The sequence below is a fragment of the Bacillus cereus group sp. MYBKT111-2 genome, from assembly GCF_051915205.1.
GTDB classification, from domain to species: domain Bacteria; phylum Bacillota; class Bacilli; order Bacillales; family Bacillaceae_G; genus Bacillus_A; species Bacillus_A paranthracis.
Genome location: NZ_JBQAEG010000013.1, coordinates 40714 through 63360, shown reverse-complemented (window position 1 = coordinate 63360; position 22647 = coordinate 40714). Strand labels below are relative to the sequence as shown.

The following is a 22647-nucleotide window of genomic DNA, read 5'->3' as shown; positions in this document are numbered from 1 at the left end:
GGAGGGAGGATATTTAAATGGGTGCTTATGAAATTAATGACCAGTTATTAACAAATGAAGAGAAAAAAGAATTAACAATAAATAAAGATCAGCAAAAGATTAGCCGAAAGAAAGAAGTGTTTCGTAAGTTTGTATCGAATCCAATCGCAGTTTTAGGATCAGTGACGTTATTACTCATTATTGTTTTTTCACTTGTTGGTGAAAGTTTAACGCAATTTACTGCGAGTGAACAAGTAAAAGAGGCGACAAACTTACCACCTAGTAGTGAGCATTGGTTCGGAACAGATGATTTGGGAAGAGATATATGGGCACGTACTTGGGCTGGCGGGAAAATTTCATTAACAGTTGGATTAGTGGCAGCTGCTCTTGATATAGGACTTGGTGTGCTAATTGGAGGATTTAGTGGATATGTGAGAGGGCGCAATCGCCTTGGGACATTAATTGATGAGTGGATTATACGAGGAATCGAAGTATTATACGGTATCCCGTATTTATTAATTGTTATTTTACTATTAATTGTTATGAAACCAGGTCTTTTTACCATTATCATCGCCCTTGCATTAACAGGATGGATTGGTATGGCACGTCTCGTTAGGGCGCAAGTCTTATCTTTAAAACAAAGAGAGTTTGTTATTGCAGCGGAGCGATTAGGTACATCACATATGAAAATTATATACGGGCACTTAATTCCGAACTTAACAGGCATTATTATCGTAAATTTATCATTTACAATTCCAGCAGCTATTTTCTCAGAATCATTTTTAAGCTTTATCGGACTAGGAGTGCAATCACCGGCAGCAAGCTGGGGGACGATGACGAATGATGCACTTGGGACATTACTAAGCGGGGAATGGTGGCAGCTATTCTTCCCAGCAATCATGATTGCGCTCATTATGTTCGCATTTAATGCGATTGGTGATGGTTTACAAGATGCAATTGATCCAAAAATCGTAAAACAGAATCGAAAGGAGAAAAAACATGGGACAGCTCTTATCTTTAGAAAACGTAACGTTAGCCGTTGAAAAAGAGAATAGTAAACAAGCAATTGTGAAGCATGTTTCCTTTTCTGTTAGCAAAGGTGAAATAGTTGCACTTGTAGGAGAAAGTGGCTCAGGGAAAAGTGTTACAGCACAATCTATTATCGGCTTAAATCAAGAATCAATTCAAATTGATGATGGAAATATATCTTTTGAATCAAAGGCATTAACGAATCTACAAGAATCAGAATGGAATCAAATTCGTGGGAAAGATATTTCTTTTATCTTTCAAGATCCACTTTCATCTTTAAATCCGACGATGAAGGTGGGAAGGCAAATTACAGAGGTGATTTTGCAGCACGAAAAGAAATCGAAAAAAGAGGCAAAAGAAATTGCAATTAACTTATTAAATGATTTAGGAATACATGAAGCAGAGAAACGCTATGAACAGTACCCACATCAATTAAGCGGAGGCATGAGGCAACGTATTTGTTTAGCGATCGCATTTGCCTGCCACCCAAAACTCGTTATTGCGGATGAACCTACGACAGCATTAGATGTAACAATTCAAAAGCAAATTATGGAGTTATTAAAGGAAAGAAAGGAAAAGCAAAATACGAGTATTTTACTAATTACGCACGATTTAGCACTTGTACGTGAAGTAGCGGATCGAGTAGTTGTGATGTATGGAGGACGTGTTGTTGAAAAAGGAACGATAGAGGAAGTGATAGGTTCTCCTAAACATCCATACACAAAAAGCTTATTACAAGCAATTCCCAATATGGACGATTCCGAAAAAGTATTACGTGCAATAGAAGGGACGACACCTTCCATTGAGACGTTAAATAGCTTTGGTTGTCCTTTTGTAAATCGTTGTCCAGTAGCGATAAAAGAATGTATTCATCGTTTCCCAGAGAGAACAACATATTCTGGGGAGCATAGTTCACATTGCTGGCAACATGTTCTGGAGCATAATAAAGCGAAATCAAAAGAGAAGGTGAATGCCTCATGACGACAGATTTAATTACTGTAAAGCAAGTAACGAAAACGTATGGAAGTAAAAATAAAGAAATCGCAGCGTTAAAAGACATATCACTTGCGATCCCGAAAGGAACAACGCTTGGCATTATTGGAGAAAGTGGTTCAGGAAAAACAACACTTGGTAAGCTCATAGCTGGGATTGAGAGCCCAACGTCTGGTGAAATTGATTATAACGGTCAAGTCGTTCACAAGTTGAAGGCAGCTCATAAACGTGATTTCTTACAGAAAGTACAGTTTATTTTTCAAGATTCCACAGCTGCATTAAATCCGCGCTGGAAAGTACGCGATAGCGTAACGGAAGGCTATATTTCATTTGGTTTAGGTGATAAAGGATTAAAGGATAAAGTAGCAGGTGATGCGCTAGAGCGTGTGGGGTTAGATAGACGATATATTGATCGCTATCCGCACGAATTTAGCGGAGGACAACGTCAACGAATTGCTATTGCAAGAGCGTTATTGTGTGAGCCGGAAGTATTGATTCTTGATGAACCAATTTCGGCATTAGATGTTTCATTGCAAATTCAAATTGTACATCTGCTGCAAAAAATCCAAAAAGAACAAGGTTATACATATTTATTTATCGCGCACGATTTACCGATGGTTCACTATTTATGTGAAAAAGTAGCTGTCTTATACAAAGGAGAACTTGTTGAATTTGGAAATACGGACGAAGTATTCCGTAATCCACAACATTCTTATACAAAAACATTATTAGCATCTACACCAAAAATTTCAGGTTAAAGGAGAATGTAGGATGAAGAAGTTTTTACTGTTTGTCATTATGACCGTATTAGCAATTACTTCTGTTGCTTGCGGTAAGAAAGAAACGCAAAAGGCGAGTGCTGGTAAGGGAGAAGGCGATCGATTAGTAACGAATATTAGTAGTGATCCATATACACTTGATTCTGCTATTGCAACAGATAGCACGTCAGGTTATATAATTGGGCAGTTGTTTTCAAGTTTATATACGCAAGATAGTAATGGGAAATATCAAAATGAATTAGCGGAGAAAGAAGAAGTAAATGCTGATGGAACTGAATATACAATCCATTTGAAGAAAGATATTAAATGGTCAGATGGTTCTCCTATTACAGCAAATGATTTTGAATTTGCATGGAAGCGATTATTAAATCCGAAAACGGGTTCTATGAATGCGACAGAAATGTATTTTATTAAAGGGGCAGAGGCGTATAATACTGGAAAAGGTGAAGAAGGACAAGTTGGTATTCAAGTTGTTGATCCTCAAACATTAAAGGTAACCCTTGAACACCCAGTTGCTTCTATTAAACAAAAACTAGCAAGCTCACTATTTATTCCATTAGCTAAAAAGTCGATTGATGATAATAATAAATTAAAAACAGATCCAAAAGAGTTAATTACGAATGGGCCATTCACGTTAAAAGAGTGGAAGCATAACCAGGCTATTACAGTACAAAAAAATAAAGAATTCTATGATAAAAAGGTAACATTAAAAGAAATTGAGTTTCGTATTATTCCAGACTCTAAAACAGCGTATCAATTATTTAAATCCAAAGAATTAGATTTACTAAGTGGTTTACCACAAGAGATGATCGAAAAAGAAAAAGGAAATAAAGAATATAAGCGTGTTGCAGGGTTCTCTTCTTATATTTATTCGTTTAACGTAGAAAAAGAGCCGTTTACAAATGCAAAGGTACGTAAAGCATTTTCATTAGCGGTTGATCGTAAATTTATCGTTGAAAAATTGTATAAAAATAATGCGCAAGAAGCATATGCATTCGTTCCAGAAGGAGCAAAAACACAAAGTGGCCGTGATTTCCGTAAAGAAAAAGGTGATTACGTTAAATTTGATCCAGCAGAAGCGAAAAAGTTATTAGAAGAAGGCATGAAAGAACAAGGCTGGTCTACATTACCTGAAGTAACATTAAAATTCACTACAGATACACAACATAAAAAAGTAGCAGAAGCAATGCAAGAAATGTTTAAGAAAAATCTTGGCGTAGATATTAAATTAGAAAATAAAGAGTGGAAGAGTTACATCGACACATACAAGCAAAGTGATTTCCAATTAGCTTATATGGGATGGGGCGGCTCTTTATTAGATCCAATTACTAAACTAGATTTATATGCAGGTGATGGTCCAAACAATTATGCAAAATGGCATAATAAAGAATTTGACGCTTTAGTGAAGGAAGCAGAAGTTGAACAAAATGAAGATAAGCGTTTTGACTTATTGCATAAAGCGGAAGATATTATGTTTACAGATTCACCATTAATCCCAATTATTTTCCCAAGTGCTTCCTATTTACAAAAATCATCAGTATCCGGTGTCCAATTCATTATTGGTTCTAGTCCAGAATTAAGATACGCAAAAATTAAAAAATAAAGAAGTAGGCAACTGCCTACTTCTTTATTTTATTTCTCTTTTATATTCTTTTTTCGTTCCATCAGAGAAGACAACTTCTAAATCAAATTTTTGATAGTCTTTATCAAGTTTGAACACGTTCACTACTTGATCGATTACTTCTTGGTCAGCAGTATCTTTATCAAATTTTAATTCTTGTAGAAGTGGGCTTAATTTTGTGATAGCCTCGTCTCCTGTTAATTTTACATCTGCTTTATGATCTTCAATTTTTGCTTCCATTTTCTTATCAGCTGCTACATTTTTATAGTCTGCTTCGTAGTCTTTCTTTGTATCTTGGTAGTCTGCCTTTAAATCGAATTCATTGAAGTTTAGTTTTAAATCTGCAGGAGCCTCGTTTTTTGCTTCTTCAGTCGTCTTTTTATTAGAAGTTGTATCTTCTTTTGCAGGAGCTTTACATCCTGTTAATGCAGGTACTAGCATAAGAGCTAATAAAACTGATAGTAGAGTTCTCATTATAAATTCCTCCTTATGTAAATTCGTTCTATACAAGTTTTTCCCAAAAACATGTAATTATGTATGTGTTGAAAATAAATTATTATTCTGTAGTCATAAGGGCTAATCCGCAATTTAAATCAAAAACGATTTGTATGTATATGGTAAATTGAAGTTGTGAGGGAGGGACTAAAATGCATGAAGAGTATAAAGAGATAATAAAAAAATCAATTGAATATATAGAGAATCACTTACATGAGGAGCTTACAACAGAAAGAGTGGCATCTCACAGTGCAGTATCGATGTACCATTTTCATCGTATCTTTCAAAGATATGTTGGGATGAGTGTAACGGATTATATTCGAAAGAGAAGGTTAACTCATGCTGCGCAGACTTTAGTATCGACTGAAAGAGCAGTTATTGATATTGCAATGCAATATGGTTTTTCCTCACAAGAGGCATTTACGAGAGCTTTTAAAAGAATGTTTCAATTGCCACCAAAGAAATATCGAAAGTACTTCCAGTCATTTTATATAGAAAGAGAGGGTGTTTCAATGCAAAAAGGTATACCGAAAGGATGGATCTTAAGTGGAAGTCATCCTGCTGAATATGAGATGGGTTTAGATTATGAAGTTGTCCATCAAGGGAAAGTATCTGCATACATAAAAGCAAAAGAGAATGTTACGCACGGAGGATTTTCAACATTAATGCAAATGTTCCGAGCAGATAAATATGTAGGGAAGAGATTACGTTTTACAGCATTTGTTAAGAGTGAAAATGTAAGAGATTGGGCAGGATTGTGGATGCGAGTAGATGGAAAAGAGACAGAACCGCTTGCTATGGATAATATGCAAAATCGTCCCATTAAAAATACGAATAATTGGCAATCGTACTCGGTTGTATTAGATATAAAAGAAGGAGCGCTTGGTATTGCATTTGGTGTTTTATTATCAGGAGAAGGTTGTGTGTGGCTAGATAGTATTCGATTTGATGAAGTAGATGAAAAAATTCCTACAACAGATTTGGCAGAGAACTTTTATGAAACACTTTTAGAAGAACCAGTGAATCTACAATTTGAAGAATTAGAAAAATAAAAAACAAGGAGAAAAGATATGCTCAAATATGTAAAACTAATAAGTATTAGTTTAGTAATATCGTCTTGTATTATGGGAATTAATTATTTAGTTAGCTATCTTTGGTCAGGGCATATACCTTCTTTGACGTGGAGAACATATTTGATGTTTGTGTTTATATTTATGATGAGTTTTGGTTCCGTGCAAAAAGAAGGGAGAAAGGATTATTGACAATTATTAGAAAAGTTATATAATCTAAATGTAAGTGATCACTTGCATGAGGAAGAGAGGGTTTTATGGCGCGTTCAAAGACAGCAGAAAGAATTATTCAAGCAGCGATTGAATTAGTGAAAGAAAAAGGATATACAGCAGCGACAACGAAAGAAATTGCAATGCGTGCTGGTGTTAATGAAGTAACGATATTCCGCAATTTTAAAAGTAAGAAGGGTGTTATTGAAGCTGCGGTTGCTGAATTTTCATATGTACCGCATTTAAAGCAGTTTTTACAAACAGAAATTGTGTGGGAATTAGAAACGGATTTAAAGAACTTAGCAAGGCATTATCATAATTTTTTAGATGGGGTAAAAGATATTATTGCTATTGGTATACGTGAGGCTGGAGAATTTCCTGAATTAGACGGGGAAATTGCTAAAATACCACAAGGACTAAAAGAAGAATTAAGTATCTATTTTGCAAAAATGCAGGAAAAAGGAAACATTATTGATACAAATATTGAAGCGCAAGTAATGAACTTTATCTGGATTAATTTTGGATATTTCTTATCTAAATTACGTTTTGCCGATCGCCTGACAGAAGTTGATGATGAGAAATTTATTGAAAATAATATTGTTTTATATGCTAGGGCATTAAGACCCTAGTATTTATTTAAAATAAAATGCAAGCATGTACTTGCTTGCTGAGTGGGAGAGCGGGAAGATGGATACATTAAAACAGTTTTTGAAAAGACCAGGTACGTATGTAGGAATGATCGTAGCGCTATCATTCCAACTTATTTTCTTTTGCGTGTGGTTAACGGCATATGATGGAGTGAATGAACGAGCAGATCAAATGCGTATTGCTATTGTGAATGAGGATGCAAATATAGGGAGTAAAATAGCAGAAGGCTTACAGAGAAATTTACCATTTCAAGTGAAGGCAGAACATTCTGTGGAAAAAGCAAACAAAGAAATGAATGACCATGTGTACGATATGATTATTGAAATTCCTGCTTCTTTTTCAAAAGATATAAATGAAACAGGAAAATCAAATTTAAACTTCCACATTAATCAAGCGAATGCCATGATGGCAAAGCAAATGATGGAAGGAGCTGCAAAACAAATTCGAGATAATGTAAATAAAGAGGTAGCAAGTTATAAGAAACAAGTGATTGTCGGAAAGCTACAAGCTGTAGGACATGAGAATGTAGAAGTGATAAAAGGGTTAACTGAAGATTCAATTGGTTTTACAGTTCATAAAGTAAATGATGCAAAAGGATTTTCAGTGAATATGGTACCGCTAATGATCGTATTAGCTTCATTTGTAGGAGCAATGATAATGAGTATGGAATTATCAAAAGTTGCAAAAGAAGTAAAGGGCAGTTGGAGTAATTTCTTATCAAGACAAATTATAAACGGTACAGTATCGATTTTACTTGCATGTATTACAATTGGTTTGATGAAAGGCTTCCAAATTGAGATGCACGAAACGGTATGGAGTATATGGGTGTTTCAAGCAATAGTCTTCTTCGCATTTCTTTCATTAACACAAATGTTTCTAACTGTGTTTGGAAACGCAGGTATGATTTTTAATATTATCTCACTATCGTTACAACTTGTAAGTTCCGGTGTAATTGTCCCACATGAGATGCTTTCTAAAACATATCAAACAATTGGCGGATTATTTCCTGCAACATATGCAGCGAATGGCTATTATACAATAATATTTGGAGGAGTTAATTTAGAGAGAAATATTATTTCGTTATTAGTTATTGTATTGGTTACACAATCAGTGGCAGTGATGACTTTAGCTATAAAAGGAATGGTAAAGGGAAGAAGAAGCTCTGTAGTTAAAGAAGCATAAAATAAAAAGGTATCCTCGGTGGGATACCTTTTTATTAGCACTTATTATTTTGCAACTTCTGTCCACTTGTAGTTAAACTCACCACCGAAGTCAGTTGTTACAAGTCCTTTAATAAATCCGCGTTGTAAGTAAGAACGACCTTGTTGGTATAAAGGAGCGACAGCGCCGTCTTGTAATAGAATTTTTTCAGCTTGCTTCATTGCTTCCCAGCGAGCTTTTTCATCACCAGCTAAATCTGTTTTTACTTTATGAATTAGCTCATCGTACTCTTTGTTAGAGTATTTATCGAAGTTGTAAGCACTATCTGTTGTAAATAAATCTAAGAATGTAATTGGATCAGCGAAGTCAGGGCCCCAGCCATCAATACCGATTTCATAGTCACCACTTAACAATAGTTTTAACTGTTGTTTACGTGGTTGTGGTTTTAAATTCACTGTTAATCCATCTAAGTTCTTTTCTAGTTCACCTTTTAAATATTCACCAGTCTTTTTAGCTAAAGCATTATCACTTGTTAGGAGTTCAATTGTTACTTTGTCAGTACCAAGTTCTTGCTTCGCTTTTTTCCAGTTTTCTTTCGCTGTTTTCACATCATCTTTCACTAGATTTCCATTTTCTTTACGGAAGTCGTTGCCATCAGGACTTTTTGCGAATTTCGCAGGAACCATTCCTTCAGCTGCAACAGCGCCGTTATTTAAAATTGTTTCTACGTATGCTTTCTTATTCATTGCTCCGTTAATAGCAAGGCGTGCATGTTGATTTTTTAATGTTTCATTTTTTTGATTGAGTCGTAAAAATTGAATGCCAACTTCAGCGCGTTCTTTGAAGTTTGGATCGCCCTTATATTTATCAACAAACTCCGCAGTTAAAGCAACGCGATCAATTTGTCCTGAATCATATAAATTAACTTCTGTAGACTTATCTTTAACGACATTGAAGTTGATTTCTTCTAATTTCACCGTTTTAGCATCCCAATAGTTAGGATTCTTCTTTAGTTGGAAGCTTTGCTCGTGTTTCCAGTTATCTAATGTGAAGGCACCGTTGTAAATTAAATGATTTGTTTCTAAACCGTATTTATCGCCTTGAGACTTTAAGTACTCTTCATTAATTGGTAAGAATGTTGAGAATGTCGTTAAACTTAAGAAGTAGGGAACAGGACGATCTAGTTGTACTTCTAATGTTTTGTCATCAATAGCTTTGACCCCTAGTTGATCAATCGGCAATTGTTTTTGGTTTATTTGTTTCGCATTCTTTATATCGAAGAATAAGAATGCATATTCAGCTGCTGTATCAGGGTTTATGGCACGTTGCCAAGCGAAGACAAAGTCTTTTGCTGTAACAGGAGTACCGTTTGACCATTTTGAATCACGCAGATGGAATGTATATTTCGTTTTATCGGGACTAACGTCAACCGACTCAGCGACACCAGGAATCGGTTTATTATCTTCTCCCATTGCATATAACCCTTCAAAAACATTACGCATTACGTTCATGGATTCCCCATCCGTTGCTTTTGCAACATCCATTGTTGGAATTTCTGAAGCAAATGATAAGTTAATGGCCTGTTTATCAGGTGCTTTATCATTTGCTTTCGCTCCGCTTGCGTTATCTTTATTTCCCCCGCAAGCAGTTAGTAATAGACTTGCCCCTAAAACAGATGCAAAAACAGGTACAACTTTTTTCTTCATGGTTCGTTCCTCCCTAAATGTGTTGTTCGTAACGTCATAATGTCCATGTCTTGAAGTGTATCTATAGAAGAAGAGAAAACCTATTATAAATATGTACATGTAGGTAATCAGGTGTTCTATATGTATATACATGTTGAACTATAATTTATCATTATATGCTTCGACGTAGTAGACGTTATATTATGATGGTGAAATATTTCGTTTCTTTGATTATTTAGAATATTAACACTGGAGAGAACTATATGTCAATAATAAAAAGTTGAGCATTAATTTTTTAAAATAATATATTAAAAAAGCGGATTTCCTCTTATTGAGAATCCGCTTTTAATACATTTTTTCAATAAAATAATTACTGTAGATAGAAAAACATCGATTCAGCTTGCCTTTTATCCCGCATTAACGGGCAGTAAGACCCTCACCTCAAAATTCAGCGGAAGCAAAGAAGTTAGGTGGGAGATCAACTGCTCGTAAAAGCCCGATTGGTTGGGGCTGATAATCAGTGGGGGATGAACAAAACCCCCACTGATTAAAGTTTCACTTTATTTTTCAATTTGTGCCCATTTGAAGTTTAATTGACCTGCAAAGTCTACTTGCACAATTCCTTTCACATAAGAACGTTCTAAATAAGATTCGCCTTTTTGGTAAAGGGGAGCGATAACAGAGTCTTTAAATAATATTTTTTCAGATGCTAGTAATGCTTCCCAGCGAGCTTTTTCATCACCAGCTAAAGTCGTTTTAACTTTTTCAATTGTTTCATCGAATTCCTTATTAGAGTAATGATCTAAGTTGTAAGGGTTATTCGTTGTAAACAATTCAAGGAATGTAATTGGGTCAGCAAAGTCAGGGCTCCAGCCATCAATACCGATTTCATAGTCACCTTTTAATAAAAGTGAAACTTGTTGTTTACGTGGTTGTGGTTTCACATTTACTGTTAATCCATCTAAATTCTTTTCTAGTTGTCCTTTTAAGAACTCACCTGTTTTCTTATCAAGGTCAGCATCACTTGTTAATAATTCTAATGTAATCTTTTCAGAACCAAGCTCTTGTTTTGCCTTTTTCCATAACTCTTGTGCAGATTTTGTATCAACTTTAGTTAAATCTCCATTTATAGTACGGAAGTCTTTTCCATCAGGCCCTTTTGCAAAGTTTTTTGGAACGAGACCAAAGGTTGGTGTAGAGCCATCATTTAATAACGTATTTACAAAGGATTTTCGATCAATTGTTTGATCGATTGCTTGGCGTGCAGACACGTTTTGTAGTACTTTGTTTTGTTGGTTCATACGTAAAAATTGTACGCCTACGTTCGGGCGTTCTTTAAAGTTCGCATCTTTTTTATATTTATCAACGAAGTCGGATGTTAATTTTATACGGTCTAATTGTTTTGATTCGAATAGGTTTACTTCTGTTGATTTTTCTTTTACGACGTTAAAATTGATTTCCTCTAGTTTGACAGTATCTTTATCCCAATAGGTAGGGTTTTTCTTGAATTTAAAGCTTTGTTCATGCTTCCAATCGCTTAGTGTAAAAGCGCCGTTGTACAAGATTGTGTTGTCTTCTAAAGCGTACTTATCACCTTGTTTTTTAAAGAATTCCTCGTTAATTGGTAGAAATGTTGGGAACGCTGTTAAGCTAATAAAATAAGGAACAGGACGCTCTAATTCTACCTCAAACGTATGGTCATCAACTGCTTTTACACCAAGTTGGTCGGCTGGAAGTTCTTTGTTGTTAATTTTTGTTGCATTTTTAATATCAAAGAATAGAAATGCATATTCAGAGGCTGTTGCTGGATCGACAGCTCTTTGCCAAGCGAAGACAAAATCTTTCGCTGTAACAGGAGTCCCGTTTGACCATTTTGAATCTCGTAAATGGAACGTATACTTTGTTTTATCGCCACTTACTTCATGAGATTTTGCAACACCAGGGACAGGTTTATTACCTTCACCAAGATTATACAAACCTTCAAATACGTTTCTCATTACTTGGCCAGAATCAGTGTCTGTAGCACGAGCCGTATCCATTGTTCGTATTTCAGTAGGTGAAGATAAGTTTAAAACCTGTTTGCTAGGTGCCTCGTCTTTTGCATTTGCTCCGCTTGCTTCGTTTTTATAACTACCGCAACCAGTTAATAAAATACTTACTCCTACAACTGATGCAATACCGGGTACAAACTTCTTTTTCATTTGATTTTCCTCCTAAATAATTAAGTTTGGATGATGATGAGGGAAATGAAAAATAAAAAATCCCTCTTTTCATATTGAGAAAGAGGGATTTTTACGTACAAGTTATGCACCCGTATATAAACGAAGTCCCTCATTCTATCTTTCAAGCACAAAGCTTGCAGGAAGTGGCACAGTATTCAAAATGAACCTGCTGCCGAGGTTTCAAAGGGCCAGTCCCTCCACCTCTCTTGATACAATGAGTAAACGAATAAACTTTATTAATTTTTGTGTTTCTTTGATAATTCAAAATCTTACACCTTGAATAATGAAGTGTCAACCGAATGAAATATAGTTTAAATTTTCAGTTTTCTTTAACGGGAAACCACTGCATATGGCAGTGGTTTTTCTATTAAAAGTTAAAGTTATCTGGATCTGGACCAACGCGACAATCTTCATTTAAAGCTTGAATTGCTTTCATATCATCAGCACTTAATTCAAAGTCGAAGATGTTTGCATTTTCAATAATGCGATGTTCTTTAATAGATTTAGGGATTGTTACAACTTCGTTTTGTAGATCCCATCGTAAAATAATTTGTGCAGTTGATTTATTATATTTTGTTGCAATGTCTTGTAATGTTGGATTGTCTAGTAGTTGGCCTTGCATTAATGGTGACCAAGCTTCAAGTTGGATGTTATGTTCTTTGCAGAAAGCGTGTAGCTCTTCTTGTGCTAAACGTGGGTGGTATTCCACTTGGTTGACCATTGGCTTAATTTCAGCAATTTCAAATACGTCTTGTAAGTGGTGGATGTGGAAATTACTCACACCGATAGCACGAACACGGCCATCTTTATAAAGCTTTTCTAACGCTTTCCATGATTCAGTATATTTTCCTTTTACAGGCCAATGTACTAAATATAAATCTAAATACTCTAAACCTAATTTCTCTAATGTAGTTTCGAATGCTTGAAGTGTTGTTTCATACCCTTGATCGCTATTCCATACTTTTGATGTAATAAATAATTCTTCACGTGCAACACCTGATTCACGGATTGCTTGGCCAACGCCTTCTTCATTTTGATAAATTGCTGCAGTATCTATACTGCGGTAGCCATTTTTAATTGCTGCTTTCACAGACTCAATTACTTCTGAACCATCTTCTACTTTAAAAACACCTAAGCCGAACCAAGGCATTTTTACACCGTTATGTAATGTTGTATAGTCTTTTAAACTTGTTAAACTCATATTATTTCCCCCTAGCTTTTTTGTTTGTCGCTTCTACTGCTTTTTGAATTGCCTCTGAAAAATTATATTCATATAAAGCTTTGAGACCTTCAGCTGTGGAACCACCTGGCGTTGTTACTTGTTCACGGAGGTTAGCTGGATCTTGTGTTTGTTCAAGCATAGAAGCAGAGCCAGAAATCATTTGAATGACAAGGTGTTTTGCGGTTGCTTCATCGACTCCATAACTTTTTGTTGCTTCAATTAAACCTTCAGCAAAGTAATAAAGGAAGGCTGGTGCACTTCCAGTAACTGCAGTAAGTTGATGAACTTCTTCCTCGGTACAAAGTTGCGAAGTACCAATGCCCCCTAAAAGCAATTGCAGGGTTTCTTGATTAGTCTCGTTTACGAATTGTCCCATCGTGTATAAGGAGATAGACTTACCAATTTCAGCAGCTGTATTTGGCATAATCCAAGCAACAGGCGTTCCTTTAGGAAGTCTTTCTTCTAAATAAGATGGGCCGATGCCGGCAGCTACCGTTACGACAAGTTGATTCGATAGTAACGGAGATAACTCTGCTAATAATTCTTCATGTGCAGAAGGCGGCATTGCTAAAACAATCGTATCAACAGATGTAACATGTTGCTTCCAATCTGTTGTAGTAGACACATTATATCGCGCTCGTAATTGATCTAGCTTTTCTACGTTGCTTCGGTTAGAAACGATAATCTCTTCGATGTATTCTTTGCTTGTTTTAAGTAATCCGGAAAATATAGCTTCTGCCATACGACCAGCACCAATAAATAGAATTCGATGTTTAGTTAGCATATCCTCTATTCCTTTCTAGTGGAGATATGTTATAAAAAACGATACCATTTTTAAGAGAATTTTGTAAAAAGAAAAGGCTTATTGTAGATGGAATAGATAATGAAAAGTAGGAAATTAATGGTGAAAGGGAGAGTGATTCCTTATACTGGTGATAGGGAATTTATTACACATCTGGGGAGAGATGATTATGATTAGAAGTCCGCTCTTTTTACTCATTACTAGTATTATTTGTGTATTGGTTGGATTGTATATTCAATCGAGCTATATTGAAATCTTTGCATCGGTCATGGGAATTATTAATGTTTGGCTATTAGCAAGAGAAAAAGTATCCAACTTTTTATTCGGTATGATTACCGTTGCGGTATTTCTGTATATTTTTATTACACAAGGTTTATATGCAATGGCAGTATTGGCAGGTTTTCAATTTATATTTAATGTATATGGTTGGTATCATTGGATTGCACGTAGTGGGGAGGAAGAGGTAAAAGCAACAGTTCGTTTAGATTTGAAAGGTTGGATTTTTTATATAATCTTTATTTTAGTTGCATGGATTGGTTGGGGGTATTATCAAGTCCATTACTTAGAATCAACAAGTCCATATTTAGACGCTTTAAATGCTGTACTAGGATTAGTAGCTCAATTTATGCTAAGTCGAAAAATCCTAGAAAACTGGCATTTATGGATTTTATATAATGTAGTTAGTATTTCAATTTATATCTCCACTGGGTTATATGTTATGCTAATATTAGCTGTTATTAATCTCTTTATATGTGTAGCGGGTTTGCTAGAGTGGAAGAATAATTATAAGGGACAAAAACATACAAATAATTATATCTAGAAAATAATTAGAATTAAAAAACCCCTGAAGCATATGTGCCTCAGGGGTTTACTAATAGATTATAAGTTTATGCTTTTGTCATACCAAGTAATACAGCGCCGCCGATAATTAAAACACTACCTAGTGCAATAAAGATCAATTGACGTTTCGTTTTCTTTTCGCCTAAGAAGACAATCGCACCAAATGTTGAGATAACGATTCCAGTTTGAGATAATGGGAAGCTTGTTGCTACTCCGACACGTGGTAATGAAAGAAGTAAGAATAAGTTTCCAGTTCCCCATAGTAAACCAGATAAAGCGTTACGGATTGCATATTTGTTAAATGGTTTATGTTTAGATGTCAGTACAACCGCACCAACAAACATACCAACTGCTTGTGGTAAAATAGCAGACCAACCATCGATGTTATACCAACGAATAATAATTACATATACAAGATAGCCAAAAGTAGAAACAATTAAAGTAAGAAGTCCCTTTTTCAATTGTCCTGGTGGCTGAGCATTTTCTTTATCATCTAATGATGTGAATACAACACCAACTACGATTAATAGGATTGCAATCGTTCCCAGAATGATCGTTGTAGTAGTAGTCCACTCACGGAAAGCGATAACCCCAAAGATAGAAGTTGCAACAAGTTGCATACCAGTAGAAATTGTTACAGTAGTTGAAACGCCTAGTTTTTCAACTGTTTTTAATTGGTTTACTTGTCCTAAAGCCCAGAATAAACCTGAAATAAAACCAACAATCAAGATTGTCATTGTTAAAGCTGGTTGAGTAAATACATACATAATTGTTGCGAAGAATAGAGCACCGATTGTCATACCTACCGTTTGGCTATATGCACCACCGCCCATTTTTACGCTTACTAATAAGATGTTTCCCCATGCAATTGCAGGAAGAAGCGCTAATAAAATGTCCATTACAAGACTCCCTTCGTTTTGCTATACCAATATAATTACATATCGTTCTAACGATCGGTAATGCCCCACTACTAGAGTAGAAGATTACCGATCGCTAAAACAGGATGAAGAATTCACGATATAAATGCGTTTTCATTTCTTCATTTTTTCAAACACCTCCATATAATAACAGGAAATTGCCTATTTTAGAAAGTAAATTCAAATAGAATGTATATTTAAATAAAATTTAAAATTCAGTTATTTCCCGGTGGTATATTTTTATTTCCTAAGAAATAAAAAGCAGCTTCAAAAAGAGCTGCCTTAAGAGTTAGTAATTCTTTTATTAATAAGCTGAATACATAGCAAAAATAGGAGGGACATACTAATAGTGATAACTACTAGTGTCCAGGCGAGCTGCATATTACTTGCATCAATCGCCATGTAAATGGCAGTTGGGATAGTTTGTGTTTTACCAGGAATGTTTCCGGCAAACATGAGCGTAGCACCAAACTCACCAAGCGCACGAACAAAGCTCAAAATCATTCCACTTAGTAAGGCAGGAAATGCAAGCGGAAGTGTGACGTGTAGAAAAACTTGATATTCACTTGCACCAAGGTCACGAGCACTTTCTTCAATTTGTACATTCGCGATAGAAAATCCTGTTTTTGCTGATTGGTACATAAGCGGAAATGCAACAACTGTAGAAGCAATGATAGCAGCAGTAGATGTGAACATAATAGATTGCTGAAATATTGATTCTATCCACGTTCCAATAGGACTGTTATTTCCAAAAATGATAATGAGAAAAAAGCCGATTACAGTTGGCGGAAGTACCATTGGTAGTAAGAAAATAGTTTCTAATATTACTTTATATCTCCATGAGGAGCGTGCTAGCGCTCGTCCGATTATCGTTCCTAAAATGGTAACGATAATGGTGGCACATGCAGCTACTCGTAAAGATAGAAAGATTGGTGATAAAATAGTATCAAAGCTCATGGCAATTATGATAGGACTGTAAATCCGTATTTTTTAAAGATAGATTGTGCATCTTTTGACTGCAAATACTCATAAAATGAAGTCGCCTCTTTCTTGTGTTTAGATTCTTTTATAACACCTAAAGGATAGTGAATTGGCTCATGAGAAGTATCCGCTGCTGTCTCACCAATTTTTACTTTGTTTGAAATAAGAGCATCTGTTTTGTATACAATACCAGCATCAACATTACCTGTTTCTACATATGTTAACACTTGGCGAACATCTTTTGTAAATACGACTTTATTTTGAACGTCATTCCAAAGATTTTCATGTGTGAGAGAAGCTTTTGCGTATTTTCCCGCAGGTACAGATTCAGGTGTACCAAGTGCGATTTTTTTTATTTTTTCATCTTTTAAATCTTGAATTTTTGTAAGAGAACTATCTTTTGGGACGACTAGAACGAGTTCGTTTCCAAGGAGATTTTTCCCCTCTTTTTCATTAATGAATCCTTTTTTAACGAGAGTTTGGAATTTATCTTCGGCTGCAGAGAAGAATAAATCAGCAGGTGCACCTTGTTCGATTTGTTGTTGAAGTGCACCAGAAGCGCCGAAGTTAAAAGAAAGTTTAATATTAGGTTCTTTTTCTTTATATTTTGTTTCAATTTCTTTTAGCGCATCTTGTAAGCTTGCAGCTGCTGATATAGTAAGTTCAACTGTTTTTCCTTCTTTAGCAGTTGATTTCTCTTTCTTCTCTCCGCTTGTACATGCAACACTAAATATAAGAAGAAAAGAAAGGATAAGTGCTCCGATGGATTGTAATGTAAACTTATTCATAAAAAATCCCCTTTCGTCTTTACATAATTAATTATAACTAATTATAACTAATTATAACTAGTTATAATTGAATATAATTTGAACGATGTAGTTATTTTTAAAATATAGGAGAAATATTCTTTTCTTTGTTACAATGAAGAAAGAAAGTGAGGAATCGTCTATGGATCATCATTCCTACACAACGGAAGAAGTAGCGAAGCGATTAAAAGTATCGAAATTAACTGTATACGATTTAATTAAAAAAGGAGAACTGCCTTCTTATAGAATTGGTAGACAGATGCGCATTGATGCAGCAGATTTAGAACAATATATTAAGCAAATGAAAACAGGTAACGTACAAGTTACTTCTGTAAAGAATGACAGTAATGGTATCTCGAATACATGTATTATTAGCGGACAAGAACTAACGTTAGACATGTTGGCAAAACGTATAGAAAATCGCCTGCCAAGTTCAAATATATTACGGGCATATCAAGGTAGTTTAACGAGCCTAGTAAAAATGTATCAAGGAGAAGGAAGTATCGTTAGCTTGCATTTGTTTGATGGCGAAACGGGTACATATAATGTTCCTTACGTAAAACGTATTTTAGTAGGACAACCATGTACGATGATTAATTTATTAGCAAGGAACGTTGGGTTTTATGTGCAAAAGGGGAATCCCAAAAATATAAAAACATGGGCTGATTTATCTCAATCATCTATACGATTTGTAAATCGAGAAAAAGGTTCTGGTATTAGGGTGTTAGTTGATGAACAATTGCGCATTCAAAAATTAAATAAGGAACATATTAGTGGATATGAATGGGAAGAATCGAATCATCTTGGTGTTGCTACGCAAGTCGCGAATGGGAAAGCTGATGTGGGAGTAGGATCAGAAAAGTTTTCGCAAATTGTAAATGTAGACTTTATTCCAATCATGAAAGAGCAGTATGATTTAGTGATTTTGAAGAATAAAGAAAATGAAGAGTTGATCGAAGTTGTAAAAGACATTCTGCAATCGGAAGAATTTCATAATGAACTAAAAGCGATTGGCGGATATGATATGACGAAAACAGGTCAAATTATATATGAAATAAAGTGAAACTTTAATCAGTGGGGGGCTTCATCCCCCACTGATTATCAGCCCTCACCAATCGGACTTTAATGGGTAGCCCGACCCCACCTAACTTCTTTGCTTTCGCTGAATTTTGAGGTGGGGATCTTACTGCTCGTTAAAGCGGGACAAACTAAAAAGCTGCTTGTCTATAAGACGAGCAGCTTTTTCTATATATAAAGGGGTTTGGGGAAACAAAGTGTTAAACAAGACCTTTAGCAAGTGTGTAAATGAAAGCCGTAAGAAGAGTCGCTCCACTTGCAAGTCCGATAAAGTCTGATTTGTTAAATGTAATGTTGTTCATTATAATCTCTCCTTATTTGTTTAATGTAGTTGCAACAGCTTTTGCATCGACAAGTGCGGATAGCACCATGCCCATTGTATTTAAAAATTTGTTTGATTTCATTTTGTTCATCATGCGTATCCGCTCCTTTTCGAATTGTTGTTGCCCTGCTTTATATCTTAATTATAGGAAATATGATCGCCTGCAACTATCGAATTAGCTTACGGAAGACTTACACTTTTGTAAGAAAAAAAGACATTCGTGTAAGAATGTCTTTTAAAGCATATTAATGTGGTGGTGCTCTTCGATTGTTTTTAAAAAGCTACGCATTGAATTTGTCATATAGCTATCCTTGCGGCGTATGAAAACCGTTGAAATACTGCCGTATTTTTCAGGGATTGCATGACAATGTACTTTCCCTGCTTTAGAAAGGTGGTGGACAGCAGACTGTGGTACGAGCGTAATTCCAAGGCCGAGTGCAACACTGTTTAATATAGTCTCTAATATATTAAATTCCATAATTCTTTTTGGTAGCAAACCTTCGTCTTTCAGCCATCGTTCTAGTTTGGAACGGTATCCACAACCTTGGTTAAAAACGAGTAGAGGCGTTGTTGTAAATTCTTCTATATGAAAAGCTTTATTTTGTGTTACAAGCATTAATTTCTCTGTACTAACATCATATTGTTCAATAAGGGGATGTTTTATTGGCCCTGATATAAAAGCGCCATCTAGTTGATGATCGAGTACTTCTCTAATTAATTCTTCTGTTAGACCTGCTTGTAATGATAAATCGACGTTCGGATAGCTTTTGTAGTAAGAAGATAAAATGGTAGGTAATGTACTTACTGTTTCGACAGTACCGATTTTTAATATGCCAGAGGGTGTTTCGCTATCTAAAAATACTTGTTTTAGCTCCTCAACATCTTGCAAAATTTTATTAACATAAACGAGCATTTTTCTTCCTTCAGCTGTTAAAGTCATGCCTCGTTTATGACGATAAAAGAGCGGTGTTTTCAGCTCGTTCTCCAGTTGTTTAATACGCGTTGTTACATTTGATTGTACGTAATTTAATTCCTTTGCTGCGCTACTTACACTACCTTGGTCAGCAACGCTCTGGAAGATTTGTAAATCTCTTAATTCCATAATACGATCCTCCTTGATGTTAACTATCATTATAAATGATAGTTAACATCATTTTGAATCATTTTACGTGATATATTTTTTCTTTTACAATTCTCTTTGTGCAAATAGAAAGAAGTGGGGGATTGCGGTGAGAAAAGGTCAAATGATAATAGGCGCTTTAGCGTGTTTAATTGCAAGTATGTCATGGGGAGCAATGTTTCCGGTTGCTGATCATGCGTTAGAATACATAGATCCATTTTACTTTTCGCTTATTCGCTATGGAGCGGTGGCGATAATGCTGATTATATTGTTGTTAATGAAAGAAGGGAAACAGGCATTTCGTTTAGAAGGAAGAGGAAAGTTACTCGTCTTTTTCGGAACGATGGCGTTTACTGTATATAATGTACTTATATTTTTAGGTCAAATGTTAATGGGAAAATCAGGTGTGATGGTAGCCTCCATTATGGAAGCACTTATGCCGATGATTTCTATTTGTATCCTATGGGGATATAAGCGTGTAAAACCGAAAAAGTATATGATAACGAGCATGATTATCGCTTTTATAGGGGCTGTATTTGTTATTACAAAAGGTGATATGAGTTTCTTTTTAACATTGAAAGATAACATGTTTTCGCTAGTATGTATATTTGTTGGAGTTGTGGGCTGGGTTATTTATACGATGGGTGGTCAAACGTGTAGCGATTGGTCAACATTACGTTATTCTACGTTGACGTGTGTATTCGGTACGACTGTTACAGGAATTATAACGATAATTATAACGGCGTTTGGATATGTTTCAGTTCCGAGTATGGGAACGATTTTTATTGTGAAATACGATTTATTATTTATGATGACATTACCAGGAATAGTAGCGTTACTAGCTTGGAACTATGGTGTGAAAATTTTATCGTCCATTAATGGGATTTTATTTATTAATTTTGTGCCAATTACAACCTTAGTTATTATGATGATGCAAGGATATCAAATAACAATGTTTGATATTGTAGGGACTTTACTTGTTATTGCAGCACTTATTCGTAATAATGTTTGTCAGAGGAAAGAAGAAAATATCAACAAGAGAATTTTAGAAGAAGAGCAATTACGTCAAGCTGTTTAATAGGCAATTGGAGGATTTTACATGTTAGAAAGTTTATTGTTTTTCTTTGCCGTCGGAGTTGCTTGTGAGCTTGCAGCAATTAATCGAAATGGTCGTAAGAAGATAAAACAACAAGCTGAAATGATACAGCTTTTAAAAGAGTTAAAAGAAAGAAACATTTAAAAAGACGACCGGGCATAGACGGTCGTCTTTTTCTATATAAAGGGGAAAGGGGACACAAAGTTATACAAGCGTAGCAGCGTAAATAAAAGCAGTAAGAAGAAGAGAGCCGCTAGCTAATCCTAAAAAATCTAATTTGTTAAAAGTGATGTTATTCATGATGCATTCTCCTTACTTATTTAATGTAGAAGCAACAGCTTTTGCATCGATAAGAGCGGAAAATACCATGCCCATTGTATTTAAAAGATTGTTCGTTTTCAGCTTGTTCATCATATTGATCCGCTCCTTTTCGAATAATGGTTGCCCTGTTTCTGACTTAATTGTATGAAATATCGCAAGAAGTAACTATCGAATTAGCTTACAAGAAAATTACACTTTTGTAAGAATTGAAATTTAACAATTAATACTCATTTTTATTACCAACTCCTATAACTTAGTGTTATAATTGAGGTAAGAAAATGACTATACTTCGGATGTTCAGAAAGGAACGAAACCAATGTATAAACCAATTACATTTTTGTTGAAATATATATTTAAAACAGCTGGGAAAGTAGAAGTGCAAGGAAGAGAAAAGCTACCAGAAGGTGGCCCGTATGTTGTTGCGTGTACACATACAAGTTTTATGGATGTATTAATGTTAGCTACAGGGATGTACCCAACAGAGATTCATTACATGGCCAAAAAAGAATTATTTGAAGGGAAATTCAAAAATTGGTTCTTTAAAAATGTAAATGCATTCCCTGTAGATCGTGCAAATCCAGGACCGAGTACACTTAAAATTCCATCACGCTTATTAAAAGAAGGAAAAGTGGTAGGGATTTTCCCGAGTGGAACGAGATCGACAGAAGATGTTTCGTTAAAAGCTGGTGCTGTGACAATTGCGATGCGTTCTAACGTTCCATTAATACCAGCAGCTTATGTTGGTCCATCAAGTGTAAAAGAATTAATAAAGGGGAAAAAGGCACAATTGATTTTTGGAGATCCGATTCAAATTGATGCTGAAGAACAAATAGATCGGAAAACAGCTATGAAAATGATGACAGACCAATTAAATGAGAAGTTTGAGGAGCTAAAGGAAGCTTTGGAATCAAATCAAAAGTAAGAAAAGACGACCGGGCATAGACGGTCGTCTTTTTCTATATAAAGGGGAAAGGGGACACAAAATTTATACAAGCGTAGTGGCGTAAATAAAAGCAGTAAGAAGAATCGAGCCACTAGCCAGTCCTAAAAAATCTAATTTGTTAAAAGTGATGTTATTCATAATATATTCTCCCTACTTGTTTAATGTAGAAGCAACAGCTTTTGCATCGATAAGAGCGGAAAATACCATGCTCATTGTATTTAAAAAATTGTTTGATTTCATTTTGTTCATCATATAAATCCGCTCCTTTTCGAATAATGGTTGCCCTGTTTCTGACTTAATTGTATGAA

General features: G+C 35.3%; 25 protein-coding genes and 1 riboswitch. Of the genes, 13 read left to right on the top strand and 12 right to left on the bottom strand.

Features of this window, described 5'->3' with window-relative positions; translation table 11 throughout:
• The first annotated feature begins 17 nt into the window (after positions 1-17).
• The 4 genes from ACTFNE_RS25335 to ACTFNE_RS25320 are packed head-to-tail and all read left to right on the top strand — an operon-like array spanning position 18 to position 4383.
• Entirely contained in the window at positions 18-1022 is a 1005-nt protein-coding gene (locus tag ACTFNE_RS25335) for an ABC transporter permease (protein WP_000501526.1), read from the top strand.
• Positions 979-1989 (top strand): ABC transporter ATP-binding protein, encoded by a 1011-nt coding sequence (locus ACTFNE_RS25330; protein WP_000531257.1) that lies wholly within the window; start codon positions 979-981, stop codon positions 1987-1989. Before ACTFNE_RS25335 ends, ACTFNE_RS25330 begins: the two co-directional genes overlap by 44 nt.
• Entirely contained in the window at positions 1986-2759 is a 774-nt protein-coding gene (locus ACTFNE_RS25325) for an ABC transporter ATP-binding protein (RefSeq protein WP_000205663.1), read from the top strand. The genes ACTFNE_RS25330 and ACTFNE_RS25325 overlap by 4 nt, the downstream gene beginning before the upstream one ends.
• A gap of 13 nt (positions 2760-2772) precedes the next feature.
• Entirely contained in the window at positions 2773-4383 is a 1611-nt protein-coding gene (locus ACTFNE_RS25320) for a peptide ABC transporter substrate-binding protein (RefSeq protein WP_046199328.1), read from the top strand.
• A gap of 24 nt (positions 4384-4407) precedes the next feature.
• On the opposite strand, the gene ACTFNE_RS25315 is transcribed toward ACTFNE_RS25320, so the two are convergent.
• The gene (locus ACTFNE_RS25315) at positions 4408-4875 is read right to left on the bottom strand and encodes a YusW family protein (protein ID WP_001259643.1); all 468 of its coding nucleotides are present in this window, start codon (positions 4873-4875) and stop codon (positions 4408-4410) included.
• 173 nt (positions 4876-5048) lie between these two features.
• Here ACTFNE_RS25315 and ACTFNE_RS25310 point away from each other — a divergent pair, with 173 nt between their 5' ends.
• The 4 genes from ACTFNE_RS25310 (at position 5049) to ACTFNE_RS25295 (ending at position 8006) form a co-directional block, all read left to right on the top strand.
• The gene (locus ACTFNE_RS25310) at positions 5049-5948 is read left to right on the top strand and encodes a helix-turn-helix transcriptional regulator (protein ID WP_046199329.1); all 900 of its coding nucleotides are present in this window, start codon (positions 5049-5051) and stop codon (positions 5946-5948) included.
• 18 nt (positions 5949-5966) lie between these two features.
• A complete protein-coding gene (locus ACTFNE_RS25305; protein WP_000922549.1) occupies positions 5967-6158 on the top strand; it encodes a hypothetical protein in 192 nt (63 codons plus the stop codon).
• Between the two features lie 65 nt (positions 6159-6223).
• Positions 6224-6805 (top strand): TetR/AcrR family transcriptional regulator, encoded by a 582-nt coding sequence (locus ACTFNE_RS25300; protein WP_000124370.1) that lies wholly within the window; start codon positions 6224-6226, stop codon positions 6803-6805.
• A gap of 58 nt (positions 6806-6863) precedes the next feature.
• On the top strand, positions 6864-8006 hold the full coding sequence (locus ACTFNE_RS25295) for a YhgE/Pip domain-containing protein (protein ID WP_046199330.1): 1143 nt from the start codon (positions 6864-6866) through the stop codon (positions 8004-8006).
• A gap of 44 nt (positions 8007-8050) precedes the next feature.
• Here the strand turns inward: ACTFNE_RS25295 and ACTFNE_RS25290 are convergent, their stop codons facing one another.
• The 4 genes from ACTFNE_RS25290 to proC all read right to left on the bottom strand — a co-directional run bounded on the left by ACTFNE_RS25290 (position 8051) and on the right by proC (position 13898).
• Positions 8051-9691, bottom strand: a complete 1641-nt coding sequence (locus ACTFNE_RS25290; RefSeq protein WP_046199331.1) for a peptide ABC transporter substrate-binding protein — start codon at positions 9689-9691, stop codon at positions 8051-8053.
• Between the two features lie 539 nt (positions 9692-10230).
• Complete coding sequence (locus ACTFNE_RS25285) at positions 10231-11871, bottom strand: peptide ABC transporter substrate-binding protein (RefSeq protein ID WP_000726476.1); 1641 nt, start codon at positions 11869-11871, stop codon at positions 10231-10233.
• A gap of 132 nt (positions 11872-12003) precedes the next feature.
• A riboswitch (SAM riboswitch) is annotated at positions 12004-12108 on the bottom strand.
• A 151-nt stretch (positions 12109-12259) separates the two neighbouring features.
• A complete protein-coding gene (locus ACTFNE_RS25280) occupies positions 12260-13093 on the bottom strand; it encodes an aldo/keto reductase (protein WP_270706032.1) in 834 nt (277 codons plus the stop codon).
• Between the two features lies 1 nt (position 13094).
• On the bottom strand, positions 13095-13898 hold the full coding sequence (gene proC, locus ACTFNE_RS25275) for a pyrroline-5-carboxylate reductase (RefSeq protein WP_046199333.1): 804 nt from the start codon (positions 13896-13898) through the stop codon (positions 13095-13097).
• A 187-nt stretch (positions 13899-14085) separates the two neighbouring features.
• On the opposite strand from proC, the gene pnuC reads away from it, so the two are divergent.
• Entirely contained in the window at positions 14086-14736 is a 651-nt protein-coding gene (gene pnuC / locus ACTFNE_RS25270; protein ID WP_046199334.1) for a nicotinamide riboside transporter PnuC, read from the top strand.
• A gap of 67 nt (positions 14737-14803) precedes the next feature.
• On the opposite strand, the gene ACTFNE_RS25265 is transcribed toward pnuC, so the two are convergent.
• The 3 genes from ACTFNE_RS25265 to modA all read right to left on the bottom strand — a co-directional run bounded on the left by ACTFNE_RS25265 (position 14804) and on the right by modA (position 17442).
• Positions 14804-15655 (bottom strand): GRP family sugar transporter, encoded by an 852-nt coding sequence (locus ACTFNE_RS25265; RefSeq protein ID WP_000353544.1) that lies wholly within the window; start codon positions 15653-15655, stop codon positions 14804-14806.
• Between the two features lie 300 nt (positions 15656-15955).
• Entirely contained in the window at positions 15956-16630 is a 675-nt protein-coding gene (gene modB, locus ACTFNE_RS25260) for a molybdate ABC transporter permease subunit (protein WP_001996525.1), read from the bottom strand.
• Between the two features lie 5 nt (positions 16631-16635).
• Complete coding sequence (modA, locus tag ACTFNE_RS25255) at positions 16636-17442, bottom strand: molybdate ABC transporter substrate-binding protein (protein WP_001032218.1); 807 nt, start codon at positions 17440-17442, stop codon at positions 16636-16638.
• A 133-nt stretch (positions 17443-17575) separates the two neighbouring features.
• On the opposite strand from modA, the gene ACTFNE_RS25250 reads away from it, so the two are divergent.
• A complete protein-coding gene (locus ACTFNE_RS25250) occupies positions 17576-18523 on the top strand; it encodes a helix-turn-helix transcriptional regulator (RefSeq protein ID WP_046199335.1) in 948 nt (315 codons plus the stop codon).
• 214 nt (positions 18524-18737) lie between these two features.
• On the opposite strand, the gene ACTFNE_RS25245 is transcribed toward ACTFNE_RS25250, so the two are convergent.
• Positions 18738-18839 (bottom strand): DUF3948 family protein, encoded by a 102-nt coding sequence (locus ACTFNE_RS25245; protein ID WP_001060016.1) that lies wholly within the window; start codon positions 18837-18839, stop codon positions 18738-18740.
• A 255-nt stretch (positions 18840-19094) separates the two neighbouring features.
• Positions 19095-19961, bottom strand: a complete 867-nt coding sequence (locus tag ACTFNE_RS25240; RefSeq protein WP_000423059.1) for a LysR family transcriptional regulator — start codon at positions 19959-19961, stop codon at positions 19095-19097.
• 127 nt (positions 19962-20088) lie between these two features.
• Between ACTFNE_RS25240 and ACTFNE_RS25235 the strand changes: the two genes are divergently transcribed.
• Together ACTFNE_RS25235 and ACTFNE_RS25230 are read left to right on the top strand one after the other, a co-directional pair.
• On the top strand, positions 20089-21057 hold the full coding sequence (locus ACTFNE_RS25235; RefSeq protein WP_046199336.1) for a DMT family transporter: 969 nt from the start codon (positions 20089-20091) through the stop codon (positions 21055-21057).
• 21 nt (positions 21058-21078) lie between these two features.
• Positions 21079-21219 (top strand): YrzO family protein, encoded by a 141-nt coding sequence (locus ACTFNE_RS25230; protein ID WP_000894069.1) that lies wholly within the window; start codon positions 21079-21081, stop codon positions 21217-21219.
• Between the two features lie 60 nt (positions 21220-21279).
• Here the strand turns inward: ACTFNE_RS25230 and ACTFNE_RS25225 are convergent, their stop codons facing one another.
• On the bottom strand, positions 21280-21375 hold the full coding sequence (locus ACTFNE_RS25225; protein WP_001060007.1) for a DUF3948 family protein: 96 nt from the start codon (positions 21373-21375) through the stop codon (positions 21280-21282).
• A 337-nt stretch (positions 21376-21712) separates the two neighbouring features.
• On the opposite strand from ACTFNE_RS25225, the gene ACTFNE_RS25220 reads away from it, so the two are divergent.
• Positions 21713-22318 carry a lysophospholipid acyltransferase family protein gene (locus tag ACTFNE_RS25220; RefSeq protein WP_000277774.1) on the top strand — a complete coding sequence of 202 codons (606 nt, stop codon included), beginning with the start codon at positions 21713-21715 and terminating at the stop codon, positions 22316-22318.
• A 63-nt stretch (positions 22319-22381) separates the two neighbouring features.
• Here ACTFNE_RS25220 and ACTFNE_RS25215 read toward each other — a convergent pair whose 3' ends face one another.
• Entirely contained in the window at positions 22382-22477 is a 96-nt protein-coding gene (locus ACTFNE_RS25215) for a DUF3948 family protein (protein ID WP_001060001.1), read from the bottom strand.
• Positions 22478-22647 lie beyond the last annotated feature (170 nt).

Coding starts and splice junctions, on each gene's coding strand:
- ACTFNE_RS25335 (WP_000501526.1), top strand. CDS start 18: ATGGGTGCTTATGAAATTAATGACCAGTTATTAACAAATGAAGAGAAA.
- ACTFNE_RS25330 (WP_000531257.1), top strand. CDS start 979: ATGGGACAGCTCTTATCTTTAGAAAACGTAACGTTAGCCGTTGAAAAA.
- ACTFNE_RS25325 (WP_000205663.1), top strand. CDS start 1,986: ATGACGACAGATTTAATTACTGTAAAGCAAGTAACGAAAACGTATGGA.
- ACTFNE_RS25320 (WP_046199328.1), top strand. CDS start 2,773: ATGAAGAAGTTTTTACTGTTTGTCATTATGACCGTATTAGCAATTACT.
- ACTFNE_RS25315 (WP_001259643.1), bottom strand. CDS start 4,875: ATGAGAACTCTACTATCAGTTTTATTAGCTCTTATGCTAGTACCTGCA.
- ACTFNE_RS25310 (WP_046199329.1), top strand. CDS start 5,049: ATGCATGAAGAGTATAAAGAGATAATAAAAAAATCAATTGAATATATA.
- ACTFNE_RS25305 (WP_000922549.1), top strand. CDS start 5,967: ATGCTCAAATATGTAAAACTAATAAGTATTAGTTTAGTAATATCGTCT.
- ACTFNE_RS25300 (WP_000124370.1), top strand. CDS start 6,224: ATGGCGCGTTCAAAGACAGCAGAAAGAATTATTCAAGCAGCGATTGAA.
- ACTFNE_RS25295 (WP_046199330.1), top strand. CDS start 6,864: ATGGATACATTAAAACAGTTTTTGAAAAGACCAGGTACGTATGTAGGA.
- ACTFNE_RS25290 (WP_046199331.1), bottom strand. CDS start 9,691: ATGAAGAAAAAAGTTGTACCTGTTTTTGCATCTGTTTTAGGGGCAAGT.
- ACTFNE_RS25285 (WP_000726476.1), bottom strand. CDS start 11,871: ATGAAAAAGAAGTTTGTACCCGGTATTGCATCAGTTGTAGGAGTAAGT.
- ACTFNE_RS25280 (WP_270706032.1), bottom strand. CDS start 13,093: ATGAGTTTAACAAGTTTAAAAGACTATACAACATTACATAACGGTGTA.
- proC (WP_046199333.1), bottom strand. CDS start 13,898: ATGCTAACTAAACATCGAATTCTATTTATTGGTGCTGGTCGTATGGCA.
- pnuC (WP_046199334.1), top strand. CDS start 14,086: ATGATTAGAAGTCCGCTCTTTTTACTCATTACTAGTATTATTTGTGTA.
- ACTFNE_RS25265 (WP_000353544.1), bottom strand. CDS start 15,655: ATGGACATTTTATTAGCGCTTCTTCCTGCAATTGCATGGGGAAACATC.
- modB (WP_001996525.1), bottom strand. CDS start 16,630: ATGAGCTTTGATACTATTTTATCACCAATCTTTCTATCTTTACGAGTA.
- modA (WP_001032218.1), bottom strand. CDS start 17,442: ATGAATAAGTTTACATTACAATCCATCGGAGCACTTATCCTTTCTTTT.
- ACTFNE_RS25250 (WP_046199335.1), top strand. CDS start 17,576: ATGAAGAAAGAAAGTGAGGAATCGTCTATGGATCATCATTCCTACACA.
- ACTFNE_RS25245 (WP_001060016.1), bottom strand. CDS start 18,839: ATGAACAACATTACATTTAACAAATCAGACTTTATCGGACTTGCAAGT.
- ACTFNE_RS25240 (WP_000423059.1), bottom strand. CDS start 19,961: ATGGAATTAAGAGATTTACAAATCTTCCAGAGCGTTGCTGACCAAGGT.
- ACTFNE_RS25230 (WP_000894069.1), top strand. CDS start 21,079: ATGTTAGAAAGTTTATTGTTTTTCTTTGCCGTCGGAGTTGCTTGTGAG.
- ACTFNE_RS25225 (WP_001060007.1), bottom strand. CDS start 21,375: ATGAATAACATCACTTTTAACAAATTAGATTTTTTAGGATTAGCTAGC.
- ACTFNE_RS25220 (WP_000277774.1), top strand. CDS start 21,713: ATGTATAAACCAATTACATTTTTGTTGAAATATATATTTAAAACAGCT.
- ACTFNE_RS25215 (WP_001060001.1), bottom strand. CDS start 22,477: ATGAATAACATCACTTTTAACAAATTAGATTTTTTAGGACTGGCTAGT.